Consider the following 14,980-nt stretch of genomic DNA (forward strand, 5'->3'; position numbering starts at 1 on the left):
CTATTATGAGACTGGGTCCCGCAACGCCGCGAAGGCGGACAGGAACAAGGCGCGCTTGAATACCTTGTTGCCGTGTCTGGATGGATGCTCACCGCGGATGGATGAGCCAGAGCGTCGGGTGGCCGGGGCAAGACCAGCGTAGGCCGCCAGATGAGCGGCCGAGGCGAAGGCTTTGTGGGCAACTTCGGTCAGGAGTCTGGCGGCGGTCCTGACGCCGACTCCCGGCATGCTGGTCAGGACCAGCCAAAGAGGGTGAGCAATCACCAGTCGTTCAACCTCGGCAGCGACTTCGTCGCGTTGCTGACGCAAGGCTGCAAGCTGCTGGGTCAAACGGGGCATGACGATGGTGGCGGCTTACGTGCCGGGCGCGATCACGGCTTGTTCGCTCAGTGCCTGTGACTTGAGGCGGGATTTTGTGGCCAATCAAGCAGCGAGTCTCGCGTCGTGGAATCGTTGATTTTGGCGGATTGCCTAGTGTCTACAGGCTCCTATATACAGAGGATCTGGTGGAAGGTTTCAGTTAATAGCCTCGTTCTCGTGACTTCCAGTATTCTTTCGGGAACTTCAGTGGGATCGCGATGGCAAAGGTACGAAAGACGTTCGACAGTGTGCGGGCATCTAGGGATGGCCACGAATTCCATGAGGCTTGGGTAGCCCGTAAATGTCTGGGACTGTTGTTGCCCAGAGATGATCTTGTCGGTATCGCCATCGAGGGGTTTGGCGCAGAAGATCAGAAGCTTGTCACTGCCGAGGCCAACGAAATTGCCGATGCCGTGCTGTACTTTGGTCGGCGCGCGACGTTCGCGGAAGCGAGGCAGGTCGTAGTCGTACAGGTGAAGTATTCCAAGGCTGCGGAACTTAAGCCTTTTCGTGCTTCGGATGCCAGGAAGACCTTAGATAAATTCGCGGGAATCTATCGCGCTCGCAAGCGCGACCATGGCACCGAGACGGCCCGGGACAAGCTTCGTTTCGAGCTGGTTACGAATCGCCCGATCGCGGCAGTCTTCACCGACGCGCTGCTTGGTCTGGCTCGAGGCGACCTACTCGACGGTGAGACGAAAGAACAGGCAACTCAAATCACAGCTGCTTGCAAGCTGAGAGGCAAGGATCTCGCTGAGTTCGCGGCGCGCGTCGTGATGGTCGGTTTGACCGGCGATCTGCGGTCCAACAAGGAGCAGCTGGCCATCACGCTGGCTGATTGGTCACCAGCACGTGATCACATGGCGGCCATTCGCCTCAATAGCATACGAGAGATGGCGCGAGATAAGGCTGGGCTCGCGAAGCAGCACCGCAACGTAATCGCACGCACCGATGTCTTCGCTGCGCTTCAACTTTCCGATGACCGTGACCTGTTACCTTGTCCGGCAAGCTTTCCGGAGGTGGGTGCGATCGTGGATCGCGTGCAATTGGACGATGCCATCGCTCGGATCCCCCGACTCACCAAGCCATTGGTCATCCACGCTGAAGGTGGCGTTGGCAAGACTGTCTTCATGACCTCCCTAACGGCCCGACTGTCGTCGTCGCACGAGACAGTGTTGTTCGACTGCTTCGGCATGGGGCAATACCGCGCCCCTGACGATGCCAGACACTTACCCGGACGGGGGCTCGTCCACATTGCCAATGACTTGGCTTGCCGCGGCTTGTGCGATCCGCTACTCCCTTCGACGAGCAACAGCGAAGACATTGTTCGTGCGTTTCGCGTGCGCTTAGAGCAGGTGGTCGCCACACTACGCCTCGGCTCGGCCGACCGACAACTAATCTTGTTCTTGGACGCGATCGACAACGCGAACGAACTCGCACGCGATCGTGGCCAGGATGCTTTTCCGAAGCTACTGCTCCAAAGCCTGGAACACGGGATACCAATTCCGGGCCTGCAGGTGGTGGTCAGCGCACGCAGCCATCGACGCCAGGCTGCGACAGGCGATGCGTCCTGCGAAGAACTGGAGCTTCGGCCATTTACGGAGCCCGAAACGCATACGTTTTTGGGTTCCCGTGTTTCGAAACTGACAGAAGCGAAGGTGCAGGTCGCTCAATCCCGCTCGCTGGGAAACGCACGTGTCCTCGAGCATTTAGCCAAGGAGCCTGACCTACTTGCACCGTCTGAGGTCGGGAAGCTCATTGAGCTCGACGACTTGATCCGACAGCGCATCTCGGATGCGCTGGTCGAGGCGAGGAAGTTTGGCAACACCGACACGAACATTCGAGCGTTTCTCGCGGGCTTGGCTACGCTGCCGCCACCAGTGCCTCTTAAAGAGTTTGCTCAGGTCAATGGCATGCCTGAGGGCGCCGTAAGGAGCTTCTCCGCCGACTTGGCCCCCTTGCTTGAACAAACGAGCCATGGGCTGATGTTCCGTGACGAGCCAACGGAGACCTTGATTAGGCGCGATTATGCCGCCGATGCAACGACGTTGCGTATCCTGGCGGACAATCTTCTCGCGATGCAGTCGACTTCGGTCTACGCGGCCACGACCTTGCCGGAACTGCTCCTGCAGTTGTCGGATGGCGATCGCCTGTTTCAACTGGCGTTTGACGAAAGATTGCCGACAGCTATCACCAGCAAGGTTGGGCAGCAAGCGATCCGCCACGCGCGCTTGAGGGCGGCGGTCGGGCACTCGGTTCGTGAGAGCGAACTGGACCATCTGGTGCCGTTGTTGGTTGAAATGTCTACGCTGGCTTCGGTAGATCAGCGCGGGACCCAGTACCTGCTGGATCATCCTGATCTTGTCGTGACCGCGCGGGATATCGACTCATTGCGACGCCTGTTCGAAGCTCGGACCAAGTGGGCAGGGTCTCGCCATGCACGCCTCGCTATTGCTCACGCACTTATGGGCGAGAGCGCTGACGCCGTCCGACATGCGCAATGGGTCTCCGAGTGGCGCGCGCACTACTATCAGCAAAAACCCGACCATTTTCAGGACCGTGCCAGTCCAACGGTGATGGATATGGCGGCAATCCCGTTTTGCCATTTAGCGAACGGCAACGGTGAGGCGGCGGCGCATGACTTAGAGGGGTGGATTGACTGGTACGCCTATGACGTCGCGAAGGCGACGTTTGAATTGGCGAGTCGCCCCGAATCTAGGCTCCTCTTCGCCCCCGATGTTATGGACCGGTACTTGGCCAGCCTGAACACGTTCGGGCCGCTGGCCGCGGCCGTTCGGTACGCTACTAGCGACGAGAATCGTAGGCGTGACCTCATCGTCACTCTGGCTAGAGTGTGCGCTAACGAGAAAGCGGTCGATCTGGGCAAAGACCACCATCGAACTGGCCAACCGGCAATCGTTCGAGGCCTTCTCGAGGCTGCAGCGGCCGCCATCGCGCTGGAAATGCCAGTGGAGGCCAAGGCAATTGTTGATGCGTTGCCTCCTGTGCCGCCGACACTGCACTCCTTTCGGGAGCCCCATTGGGCCGGTGAGGTCTACCCGTTTGTGGCGCGGCAGGTTATCGCCCGTATCGCGGACGGTGAGCCGATCTATGATCGGCACTTGCTACCACGCGAACTGATCGAATTTGCTCAAAAAGTTCCGGCCGACACCCATGGAAGCGAATTCTGCAAAGAACTTCAAGCAGTGCTCGAAGCGGAATACCGAGCGAAGGGCAAGTCGCCTGATGCCAAAGAACGGATCAGCTACGATGACAAGACGTCGGCGGAGCGCTTCCTCGATCAACACCTGTCGACTTGGGTGAAAGTCGCGAATGCGTTCGCACAGGCCTTGGGTAGTGGACACGGTCGTGCTGCGGCCACCCTGTCACCACTGACGAGTTTGTGGAAACAGCTACGCGACAAGGAAGACCATTACTCCGGTAGCAAGAATACCCAGCGACAGCACAACGCGGTTGGGGAGCGTCTATTGACCCTCGCGCTCGTTGCAAACCTCGACGTGAACCCATCGGAACTCTCGACGTTCGTTACCGCTGCCGCCGAATCCGGAACAACGCCGGTGCCGAAGATCATTGAGCTGGTGGAACTGCTGGCCGCTCGCCCGGCCTTTCAGGCATTGGCCGGTGCGCTTGCTGTCAAAGTGAGCACCGCGATAGAACAGGAAAATGAAGTGGGAGAGCGCGCGGAGCATTTTGCCCGCCTCGGCCAGGCCTTGGCTGTGGCAAGTCCCTCCGAGGCGGTTGAGTACTTCAGGCGGGGCCTAGATCAGTTGGACGCAATCGGCTCCGGTGATTACCGATTCGTGGACGGACTGATGCACCTCGCCAGCACGCTGAAAGGCGACCATATTGACGATCGAGATAGTCACGCCTTGTCCAATATCTGCGAACTCAATCTTGGGGAGGAGCGGAAGTTTCACTGGGGCATGTTCGGAAATGCGATGTCTAGGGCGTCTGGGCTGAAAGGATTGGCGAAACTGGCGCGGTGGCAAGACCGAGATCGAATTTCGCTCGATTACACTTTACTGCCCTATCTGCGAGCTTTGGTCGAAGATGACCAGCTCGATCCTGACCTCGCCGTTACTTTGCTGCGACTTTCCAACCCTGCCGAGCTCTATGTCTGTGGCACCGAGCAGTTGGTTGCCACGCTCGAGACCAAGGTCAGTAGGCAACAAGTGCTCCTGGTGCGCGAACTGGTCGCTCAGTATCTACAGAATAATCCAGGTTCGTTGAGCTCTGAAACCCCACGCGTTCTCGCACAGTTCGCTAAGAGTGTGTTGGGCGAAAATTCGCGGGAATGCGGTTACCTTTTGGCTGCAGCTGAAAGGATCGAGGTGGCGTGTGACGACTACAACACGCTCAATAACTGGCGTCCATCCGAACCCAGGCACAGTGCAGTCGAACGGCAGAGCGAGGAAGCAGCAGCTCGGACTGCTGTCTTGGCCCTCGCGGCCGATCTGAACCCACTCGATGACGTCTCGGTGGCTCGCGCGCTCGACGCGGCCTGTGCAGTGCGAATTGGGATGAGATTCTCGCGTGACGTACTTGATGTGCTGAGGGCGAAGGTCGCATTTTCGGACTGGCCGCAGTACATCAAGCTCATCGCGCGTCAAGGTTTGCTCGACCTATACGACAAGGAATATGAACTTCGGCAGTGCAAGGAGCAGTGGTCTGGCGCATCTTTGGCTGTAAGTAAGGCATTGCGGGACTGCGCGGAAATCATCGTATGCGAGAACGCGCTCGAGTTCATCTCGTCGGACTATTTGTCGACGTATCACGTCAAGGCGTTTCAGGATGTCTGTGGCGTCGATCGCTGCACGCTGTTGATGTTCCTGATTCGAGAGCTATCGCATCCGAAATCGCCCGTTCCTGCATCCGTATGGCTCAATTTTGCTGCGGAGTTCAATGAGCTGGCGATGCCGGGCGTGGGTCAGACGGCGCTGACTCGTCTGCTCCAAAGCGGTCCGGCGAAGCTTGCTTCCAGCGCCGAGGATGGTCCTTGGAAGCCAGAGCTGTATTCGAATGGCGACCCCGTCGAAACGACGGCTGGGTTGATCTGGTTTGTGTTGGGTTCGCCGGTGGGCGAGCGACGATGGATGGCAGCCCACAGTTTGCGTACCGCGATTCGGTTAAGTCGTGCTGACGTACTGGACGCTGTCATCACGCACTTCGATCGACGTTGTTCTCCCTGTTTTCAGGCGCCTGAACTGCCGTTCTACTATTTGCACGCACAGCTTTGGCTTTTGATCGCCATGGCTCGGATCGCTCTGGAAGCGCCTGCTGAGATCGCACGGCATAGCACATTTCTGGAGAAGATAGCCTTTGATCCATTGGACAAACATGTGCTTCGCAAGCACTTCGCCGCTCGGGCGCTGAACGCGTGCGTGCAACGCGGAGAGATCACGCTGTCAAAATCCAAGATGAAGGTATTGGACGCGGTCAATTGCTCCCCTTATCCGTTCAAGCGGTCGAAGGACTATGTAGGCAATTCATATCGGCGGTCGCGGCCCGAAGGTGTCGACAGACCCAAGCCGGAGTTGCATCTGGACTATGATTTCGACAAAGACGACGTCGCGCACATGGCCAACCTATTCAGACATCCGCATTGGGAAACGGTGGATGCCGTGACTGTTTGGGTGCGCCGACATGACGCCGGCATCACGCACATGCACGAAACAAAGGGCAGATTGCAGTCTGGTCGTGACTACGTCAGGGGCATCAACCCCGACTATCACACGTACGGAGAGCAGCTGTGCTGGCATGCGTTGCATGGCGTCGCTGGCGATCTACTCGCTGGGCATCCTGTCGTGCGCGGACCGTACGACGACAATGATCCGTGGGGAAAATGGCTTGGGCGTCAGGTTCTAACGCATGCGGACGGCCTATGGTTAGCAGATGGCACGGATTGGCAGCCCGTAGATACGTGGAATACGCTGCGTGTCGTGGGTCGGCAGGGTGTCGAACTGACGAGTGATCCAGTGATATTGCAGGCGTTGCTCGGGATCAAGCCGGCAGTTGGCGACTGGTTGGTTGTGGACGGAGACTGGAATTCAACGGAGGGTATTGGTATCTGCGTGATGTCTGCTTTAGCACCACGCGGCGAGAGTCTCGCTTTGGCCGAGGCCGTCGCCGCGGCAGATCCCTTTCAAGCCTATTTTCCGCGACTTCGACCGTATGAGGACGACGATGCTTCCGAGGCGCAGCGGAACGCGCCATACTTGCCGTGGATCGTGGTGCCAGAAGATGATGCTCGGCTGGATGAGGCCGATTCGTTGGGCGCGTCGGCGGCCGCCTCGCGTCGACGACTGAGCCAGGCAGCCATCGACTTTGGGCAGCTTACATCGACCGATGCGTTTGGCTGTGCGTGGGTGAACTCATCACGTGAGGTGTTGGTGCGCTCTGAAGTGTGGATGGACTCTAGCCACAGGCGAGAACGCCGAGCTATGGGAGCACGACTCCTCTGCCGCGCATCCTTAATTCACGACTATCTCGCTGATAACGACGCGGATCTGCTCTTGTTGGTTCGCTTGCGGAGCTATAACGAAGGCTACGGTCGTGAGCGTTCTCGGTTTTGGCATACCACCGGAGTGGTGCGTGTGACTCCGTCGCTCGCAATCAGTTTTTACCCGGGCCGGGCCAACGAGCTGCACGAATCGAAGTACTAGCTGCACCTGAATTGTCTCAATGGCAGGTGCTGTGCAAGCGGCTCGGCCGGACCGTTTCCCGAAGCCGGAAGGTCTATCTCGAAAAGACGGTACGACGAGCAGATGTTGTCATCGCAATGAGTGAGCGTGTCGTGGCCGCATGCGATACAAATTCAATAATATTGCGACTGATTCACATTCACTAAAAAAACAGGGAGCGGAGCATCTCGGTCTGGACGTTGTTCCGCGATTTGCTTTCCGCCCCACCTCTCCAAAGGCCCACTCGATGAGTGGGCCTTTTTTACTTGTGTCCGGCTTTTCATGTCCCTTTGTCGTGGGGTACGATTGGTGTGATCGGAGTCGAAGCAATCACACAGCGAAAGGCATGGGGAATGAAGACCATCAAAAAGCTCATACTAAAAAACTTTAAGCGTTTCAAGAAATTGGAGATTGAGTTTGACCCGGATCTGAATATTCTGATCGGGGGAAATGAAGCAGGGAAAAGTTCAGTGCTGCAGGCACTGGATCTGGTAATGAGTGCGAGTCGCAGTAAGGTCGAAGGAATTGGTCTGGAGTCTCTGTTTAATGCAGCGTGCATCGAAGAATTCATGGGTGGGGCTCGCAAGATTGTTGATTTGCCGACGATGACCGTAGAGGTTCATCTCGACGGGTTTGCCGATCCTGAGTTGAACGGCAAGAACCACAGCAAACGAGATGTTGCGTTGGACGGAATCCAACTCATCTGCGAACCTGTAGATGAGTACACCAAGCATATCGAAGAAGTCCTGAAGGATAGAAATTCGAGCTTCCCGTTCGAGTACTACGCAATCCGATTTTTGACCTTCGGTGGAAATTCGGTTCATCCTTATAAGAAACCACTTAAGCATCTGCTAATCGACAGTTCGCAGATCAACAATGAGTATGCGACGCGTGAATACACGCGATCAATGTACCAAGCTAACGCCTCCGTACTGGAGCGGAACCGTCACGGGCTGGAGTACCGGAACGCCAAGACCAGGTTCCGCGACGCCGTGTTGTCCGACATCAACGACAAGTTGCCTGACTACAAGTTCGGTGTCAGGAGCAGCCCCAGGGCCAGCATTGAAACGGACATCATGATTACTGAAAGCGATATTCCCATCGACAGCAAGGGGAAGGGGCGCCAGTGCTTCATCAAGATCGAGTTCGCGCTACGGGACCGCGAACACACGTTAGACGTTGTCCTATTGGAGGAGCCTGAGAATCATCTCAGTCACGTTCACACGCGAAAACTTGTCGACCGGATCAGTAGTGCGACAAAGAAGCAAATTTTCGTCGCTACGCATAGCAGCATGATCTGCACTCGCTTGAATTTACGGAAGGCAGTCATTCTCAGTGAGACTGATCCTTCATGCCCGATGTCGTTGAAGGAACTCCCGCCCGATACCGCAACCTTCTTCATGAAAGCTCCGGATAACAACGTACTTGAGCTAGCCCTGTGTAAGCGAGCTATTCTCGTCGAAGGAGACGCAGAATTTATTCTGATGGAGGCGCTCTACAAGAAGCACGGGGACGGCGGTTCCTTGGACAAGGATGGGGTGCATGTCATCTCTGTTGACGGTACCAGCTTCAAGCGCTATTTCGATCTCGCCAAGGTGCTTCAGATCAAGGTGGCAGCAATTCGTGACAACGACGGGGAGTATCGAAAGACATGCGTGGACAACTACGTTGACTATCAGGAGCCCACGATCAAAATATTCGCCGATCCGGACAACAAGCGCTCAACGTTCGAGATCTGCATGTACGAAGACAACAAAGACGTGTGCGAGGATCAATTCGCGGCGGGAAGAAAGAAACTTACCGTCCAGGAATACATGCTGAACAACAAGGCGGAGGCAGCGTTCAAGCTTTTGGATAAGAAATCCGATGTCCTTGTGGCGCCGGCCTACATTCAGGAGGCGGTTGCATGGATAAGACAGTAATCTTCGCCGTCGCCGGTTCGGGAAAAACATACAAGATTGTTGAGAAGCTGGACGAGGCGCGACGTGTCTTGCTTGTCACATACACGGAGGCGAACAGGGAAAATCTGAGAATCCGAATCATCCAGAAGTTTGGATATTTTCCGGCGAACATAGTCCTCTATACCTACTTCACATTTTTGCACTCGTTCTGCTATCGGCCGTTCCTGCTGGCGGAGAAGCGTACAAAGGGTGTGACATTCCAGCGGCCGCCTGCAACGGGGCCAATGTTTGGTGTCGCGGATGATCGGCGCTATATGACTTCGGGGCGCCGACTATATCACCACCGCCTTGCAAAATACGTGGAGCAAACGGGTACGGTCAAGGATGTGATCGCTCGAATCGAGAAGTACTTCGATGCCTTCTTCGTTGATGAGGTACAAGACTTTGCCGGACATGATTTCAATCTGCTGATGCTGCTGTGCCACAGCGACGTCGAGTGTATGTTTGTGGGTGACTTTTATCAGCATACGTACGATACGAGCAGAGACGGCAATGTGAACGCCAATCTCCACGTCGACTACGAAGCGTACAAGGCGCGCTTCAAAGCGGCAAAAATGGAAGTAGATCTCACGTCACTGATGAAAAGCCGGAGATGCAGCAAGTCAGTATGCGATTTCATCTCCGCGCAGATCGGGATACAGATCGAGTCGCACTCGGACACGATCACTGACGTTCGATTGGTAGAGGATCGTGCGGTCGCGCAAGAACTTTACGAAGCGCCTCATATCGTGAAGCTCTTTCTGCAAGAGCATTACAAATATGATTGCTACTCGCAGAACTGGGGGGCATCGAAGGGTCTCGACCACTACGGGGATGTATGTGTGGTGCTGCATCCTGCTGCACTAGCTGCTTGGAGGGCTGGAACGTTGGCCGCCCTCAATCCGGAGACTCGAAACAAGCTCTATGTCGCATGTTCACGAGCACGTGGTAATTTGACTTTCGTTCCAGATGCCATTTTGAAGAAACACAAACGTACGCGAGCTGGGTAGTGTTCATCGCGATGTGGGGCTAGCGTTTAGAGTTTCCGCGATAGATCGCCGGCGATCCAGGAGGATCGGCTTCTATCGTACTGAGGTATACGTTGCCATTTCTTTCTCCTTTGATGGTGTCGACGATATGATAGTGTTTCCGATTGGGCCGGTGGCAAAATTTGGTCACCAATTTCTTGACGAAGTTCTTCCTGGTTGAGTCGACACAGCGCGATGCGGCGGCTGTATGCACCCGAACTTCAGTAACTTGTCTATGGCAACCAACAAAAATCAACATTTTGTTCCTCGCTGTTATTTGCGATCGTTCACGAAGAACGAGGAAAATGTCACCATCAATTTGTTCAATATCGACAGGGCAAAATTGATTGAAAATGCTGCCGTTAAGCATCAATGTTCGGGATCGTATTTCTATGGACAAGATGACAAGCTAGAGGCCGCAATACAGGGTAGTGAAACGGCGTACGCGAGCCTGCTGCGCAGGATCCGTCAACCCGGCTATGAACTCGACGATGCCGACCGACACTCGCTCAGATTTTCTTGGGCTCTCCAGCATCTGAGAACTGAAGCCGCATCGCAGCGTGCAGTAAAAATGGCCATTTCCACTGATGCGGTGCTGGGTGAGGAGCTGCTTTCATTTCGATTTGGTATCCGAGAGGCTGTACAAATTGCGATGCAAACGGTGGTCGACGTAAGCGACTGTGTAGATGATCTGAAAGTTTGTCTCGTAAAGAACAGAACGGACGTACCGTTCTTCACTTCTGATGATCCTGCTGTTGCAACAAATCGTTGGTATCTTGAAGACCGTCGAGCTTTGGGATGTTCGTTTGGATCGTCATCCTCGGGTTTTCTGGCATTTATGCCGCTGACTCCAGATATTCTCTTTGTTGCCTACGACGGCGATGTGTATAGTGTTCAGCACAATAATGGTTGGGTCGAAACTAGGAGTCCCGGAGATGTGAAGGCGCTGAATCAGCATCAGATAATGAATTGCTTTGCTAATCTGTATATACACGACGCAAAATTTGAAGGTGAAGTGCGGCGACAAATTGCAGACTGTACTGACCGACGACTAGAGGCTAAGCATAGAGTCAACTATGCCATTTTGGATGAGGAGGGATCGAGTCACACTCACTCTAGATATCGTGTTGTTGAGCCGACAGACGAAACGCGGCAGGGCAAGGCAATTCTCCACATGCAGACACTCCACCCGCACCCGACCCGATGGCCAGCGTTCCTTCGGTGGAGGGCCCCAGGTGTTGTCTACACGAACGGGACTGGATTGAATTACATCCGATACAGCCATGTCGTTACCACGCACAGCGTTAATCCCTTTTGGAAGGAGCGTGCGCGTTGATGATGTGTTGGCGGTGGTTGCGAGATTCGTTTGCGATGGAAGTGGCAGTTTTTGTATTAACTGAAGCACGGAGAGCATAAAATCGCTCAGGTCTCTTAAATGACAGAAGAAATTACATTCTGGGATCCGTGGGTTTACATGCGTACCCACCGTTTCGGTCGCCGGCCACTCATTATTGGAGAGGCGCCGTCGCCGCAGGCACCGACGCTATCCTGGTTCGCTGATGCCAAGAGTACCAAAAACTTGGCGGCTGTTATCTTTGGGGCTGCTGCAGAGACGGACATGCTGACAAGTTGCTTCGAGATGCGCAACGTGTTCGATATCCATCCAGGGAGGAGCAAGGATGGATTCTCCGAGTTTGATTCAGATCGTGCGGCGATTACGCTTCAGAGAAACTCGGATTCTGGTCTCTTCGACGATCGAGTGACGTTCTTCTTGGGCTTGCGCGTTGCCGCTGGACTTTGCAGGACTGAATCATACGAGCCGGCATTGTCTGAGGATAGTCGGTTTGTTGCTAATCACGGATGGATTGATTGGCTGCCCGTCGAGGGGAGCACGAACCTCTTCGGGCTGTATCTCTTCGTGCCGCACCCACAGTCATACGACTTGCGCTACAAGCCGAAGGATCTTGTGAAACTGTCCGCACTATTTCGTGCCGCACTACTATTGCCGCCGCTCAACTTTCAGTTCAGGTTCTGAACATGCTTGGGCGAGATCACCCAACCAAGCTCTGCATATCGAATCGACAAAGCGCGAACACTCGTCGTGGCCTTCGTATCGAAGTGTTCATCTGATCACGGAAGTGGTCGTTAGCCGTTCGCTATTTGCCAGACTATGCACACATTTATAGCAGACGCGAGCCTGCCATCGGGCCGTGAATCTCGAGCAATCTGGGCTTCGGCAACTCGTATGCGGCGTAGGTCGGACCGTTTCGATCCATGAGCACCACCTTTTTTGGGCAGCCGTGCGCGCAAGTCTTTGATTTTAAGAACCTCTAGGCCGGGATTCGATTGGAGGTCAACTTTTCTGCGAATTTTGTAGGGAGAGGTCGTCTTTTCTGCCACATCTTTGCGGGAAAATTCGCAGAAAAGATGGCCAAATCATTGATTTGCATGGTCCGCAGAGGCCACCTTTTTTGCGAACCTACACTCCCAAAATCCGGTGCGCCTTCAACCTCGGAGCAATATTCGCGCATTTTTGAAATAGAGCCACCGTCGCTGAGCGCGGAAACGCGGTTGAGATTGAACCGTGGGAGTACTCCGCGCGGCGTAGGTGGTTTGCGCCAGCTATGCCAGAGGATCTGGCAACTCATGTGCATTAGCCGGGACTTGCTTTGACTGCTAACCTTGATCTCCATGCAATTTTCCGGTTAGAGCGATCTGGACTGCATGCGGGGTTGCGCCCCGCCACCTCTAAACATCTGTTTAAAATCAAATGGTTGCTGTCTGGATGTCAAGCCAGCGGGTTTCAGACATACCATCAAACCAACGAGTAACAAGAAATGAAGGCGCGGAAAAGGGCGCGTGGGTCGCCCGCAAGGTGATACACCGTCATCGCGACGCTTGTCGGCTCGGTTGCCGACGCGAACGAGGCGAATTTCGTAGCAACAGTCGCCTGGCGCGTCGACGGCATCGTCTCGGTGACGAACCAGTTGCAATTCGACGATCAGCCTTTGTGAGGTGAACGCGGCCACTATCTCCTTGCAACGATACGTTCATGGCGATCATCAATCGATGCTAGGTGAAGATCCACGGCCGACCTCGAATGAGAGGGGGACTCACCCCTGCCGCGACCAACCCCGCGTTGTAATGTGATGAAGCAATTTCCGCCTCCTGCCCACGGTGGAGTATTCGCAACAGTCTCGTCATCAAATCGTGTGGGGTACACCCCGTTCTAGCAATGTCCGGGCGATCTGCGCAAGGCGTCGCGGGGGAGCGAATACGAGCTAGCGATCACGCTGCTGTCTTGAGCGCAGGCACCGGCGCGGCGCCCGCCGCGTCATACCCGGCAATCGCAAGTGCGAGCACGGGATTCAGGCTGTCAACCATCGCACTGGGGATCAGGATCGTCGCGCCGCGTTCCTTCGTCGTTTCGTAGATGATGTTCATCGCTCGCAACTGAAGCGCACCTGGATGATTTTCGTAGACCTGCGCCGCTTCGACGAACTTGGTCGCGATCTCGGCCTCCGCCGAGCCGAGGATCACCCGTGCCTGCTTTTCGCGCTCGGCTTGCGCCTGGCGCGACATCGAATCCTGCAGCGCGACTGGGATCGCAACATCGCGGGTCTCGACCGAGCGGACGGTCACGCCCCAATCCACGGTCTTTCTGCCGATCTCGTCGCGCAGGTGCATGTCGGCCGCCTTGCGATCCGACAACAAGGCAGCCAGCATCGATGCCCCGATCATTTCCCGCAGCGAGGTTTGCGCAACGCGGTCGATTGCCTGCCGGTAGTCGGTGATGGCGAGCGCGGCTTTCTGCGCGTCATGGACGTGCCAGAAAATCACGGCGTCGACGTTGACGGGCACGGTGTCCTTGGTCAGCGCTTGTTCGGCGTTGAAGGCGGTGGTTTGAATGCGTTCGTCGATGATCGCGACAACATTGTCCAGGATTGGAATGATCATGAAAAAACCGGCACCCTTGACGCTTTGCAGCTTGCCAATCCGCAGGATCACGAACTTCTCCCAGACGTTGGCGACCCGCACGGACAGTGCGATCAGGACCGCGACGATGAAAAGGGGGGCCGCAAGATACAGGTGGCCCCACGCGCCGATGGCGAATGCCGCGAGGACGAACGCGGCAGATAACACGAGTGTGATGGGATTCATGGTGACGCTCCGTTTTGGTGACGACAACCTGGCGCATGAGCGATGAGGCGCACTGCATCTCGGGTCGTCTTGGGCGTTCTGGCAACAGGGGCAGAAGCCCTGATGCGAGCGTGCGCCCTATCGTCATGCCGATCGGTACGGTGCCGTACCTCGATCGCGCGCGCTGCGCTTGCGTGACCGGATAGCGAAATATCGGGCGATCCGGTGTGTGAACGACGTGCAGCGCACCACGAAACGCTTCCCGGAGACTGTTCTTCAGCGTACCGACTCGACGAGCCTGCGCGATGCACGATGACGTTCGTCACGTTCTTCAGCCGGGAGCGGTTAATGAAATATCCGATCTACATCACGCAGCATGGGCAGCCCCGCTATCGCGGCGCGCTTCCGGATTTCCCCGAGGTCGGCGTGGAGGGCGACTCGTATGGCGAGCTGCAAGCGGCCGCCGAGCAACGGGTCATGGCCCGCTACGACCGCTCCGCGCGTCTCGTTCCGCCACCGACCACGGACATGTCGGTATTGCAGGCGTCGGAAGTTGATGCCGGGGACGGGATCTGGCGGTTCATCGATCTGGACCTGAGCCGGATGACGTCGAATTCGGTGCGCATCGAGCTGTGCTTGCCAAAGCGCATCGTGCACGACATCGATCGGACGGCGAACGCGCTGCATACGACTCGCGATGCCTTCGTGTCGCTGGCGTGCGAGAACGCAGCCGTCCGATCCGCGCAGCACGGAGCGTTGCGGTGCGAACCCATCGCGAAATCGCTGTCGGAAGCGGCCTGACGGCCCGGGT

The 14,980-nt window shown here is 56.0% G+C and carries 7 protein-coding genes and 1 pseudogene; 6 read left to right on the top strand and 2 right to left on the bottom strand.

What is annotated here, in order from left to right; genetic code table 11:
• Positions 1-6: 6 nt before the first annotated feature.
• A pseudogene (locus HAV18_RS12420) lies at positions 7-396 on the bottom strand (transposase); the annotation flags it as partial.
• Between the two features lie 182 nt (positions 397-578).
• On the opposite strand from HAV18_RS12420, the gene HAV18_RS12425 reads away from it, so the two are divergent.
• The 5 genes from HAV18_RS12425 to HAV18_RS12445 all read left to right on the top strand — a co-directional run bounded on the left by HAV18_RS12425 (position 579) and on the right by HAV18_RS12445 (position 12,064).
• On the top strand, positions 579-7,043 hold the full coding sequence (locus HAV18_RS12425; protein WP_166955976.1) for a transcriptional regulator: 6,465 nt from the start codon (positions 579-581) through the stop codon (positions 7,041-7,043).
• A 371-nt stretch (positions 7,044-7,414) separates the two neighbouring features.
• Complete coding sequence (locus HAV18_RS12430; protein ID WP_060206183.1) at positions 7,415-8,983, top strand: ATP-dependent endonuclease; 1,569 nt, start codon at positions 7,415-7,417, stop codon at positions 8,981-8,983.
• On the top strand, positions 8,968-10,011 hold the full coding sequence (locus HAV18_RS12435; protein WP_166955978.1) for an AAA family ATPase: 1,044 nt from the start codon (positions 8,968-8,970) through the stop codon (positions 10,009-10,011). The genes HAV18_RS12430 and HAV18_RS12435 overlap by 16 nt, the downstream gene beginning before the upstream one ends.
• 253 nt (positions 10,012-10,264) lie before the next feature.
• Entirely contained in the window at positions 10,265-11,365 is a 1,101-nt protein-coding gene (locus tag HAV18_RS12440; RefSeq protein WP_166955980.1) for a DUF4238 domain-containing protein, read from the top strand.
• Positions 11,366-11,464: 99 nt separating this feature from the next.
• Positions 11,465-12,064: a hypothetical protein gene (locus HAV18_RS12445; protein WP_166955983.1), complete on the top strand. Its 600-nt coding sequence runs from the start codon at positions 11,465-11,467 to the stop codon at positions 12,062-12,064.
• A 1,253-nt stretch (positions 12,065-13,317) separates the two neighbouring features.
• On the opposite strand, the gene HAV18_RS12455 is transcribed toward HAV18_RS12445, so the two are convergent.
• Complete coding sequence (locus HAV18_RS12455) at positions 13,318-14,190, bottom strand: slipin family protein (protein WP_011548844.1); 873 nt, start codon at positions 14,188-14,190, stop codon at positions 13,318-13,320.
• 327 nt (positions 14,191-14,517) lie between these two features.
• On the opposite strand from HAV18_RS12455, the gene HAV18_RS12460 reads away from it, so the two are divergent.
• Entirely contained in the window at positions 14,518-14,970 is a 453-nt protein-coding gene (locus HAV18_RS12460) for a type II toxin-antitoxin system HicB family antitoxin (protein ID WP_011548845.1), read from the top strand.
• The last annotated feature ends 10 nt before the right edge of the window (positions 14,971-14,980 follow it).

Origin of the sequence: Burkholderia sp. D-99 (genome assembly GCF_011605345.1) — a bacterium.
Taxonomy (GTDB): Bacteria; Pseudomonadota; Gammaproteobacteria; order Burkholderiales; family Burkholderiaceae; genus Burkholderia.

Bases quoted from the DNA above. Each gene is read 5' to 3' on its own strand.
- HAV18_RS12445 (WP_166955983.1), top strand. From the start codon at position 11,465: ATGACAGAAGAAATTACATTCTGGGATCCGTGGGTTTACATGCGTACC.
- HAV18_RS12430 (WP_060206183.1), top strand. From the start codon at position 7,415: ATGAAGACCATCAAAAAGCTCATACTAAAAAACTTTAAGCGTTTCAAG.
- HAV18_RS12440 (WP_166955980.1), top strand. From the start codon at position 10,265: ATGGCAACCAACAAAAATCAACATTTTGTTCCTCGCTGTTATTTGCGA.
- HAV18_RS12455 (WP_011548844.1), bottom strand. From the start codon at position 14,190: ATGAATCCCATCACACTCGTGTTATCTGCCGCGTTCGTCCTCGCGGCA.
- HAV18_RS12435 (WP_166955978.1), top strand. From the start codon at position 8,968: ATGGATAAGACAGTAATCTTCGCCGTCGCCGGTTCGGGAAAAACATAC.
- HAV18_RS12425 (WP_166955976.1), top strand. From the start codon at position 579: ATGGCAAAGGTACGAAAGACGTTCGACAGTGTGCGGGCATCTAGGGAT.
- HAV18_RS12460 (WP_011548845.1), top strand. From the start codon at position 14,518: ATGAAATATCCGATCTACATCACGCAGCATGGGCAGCCCCGCTATCGC.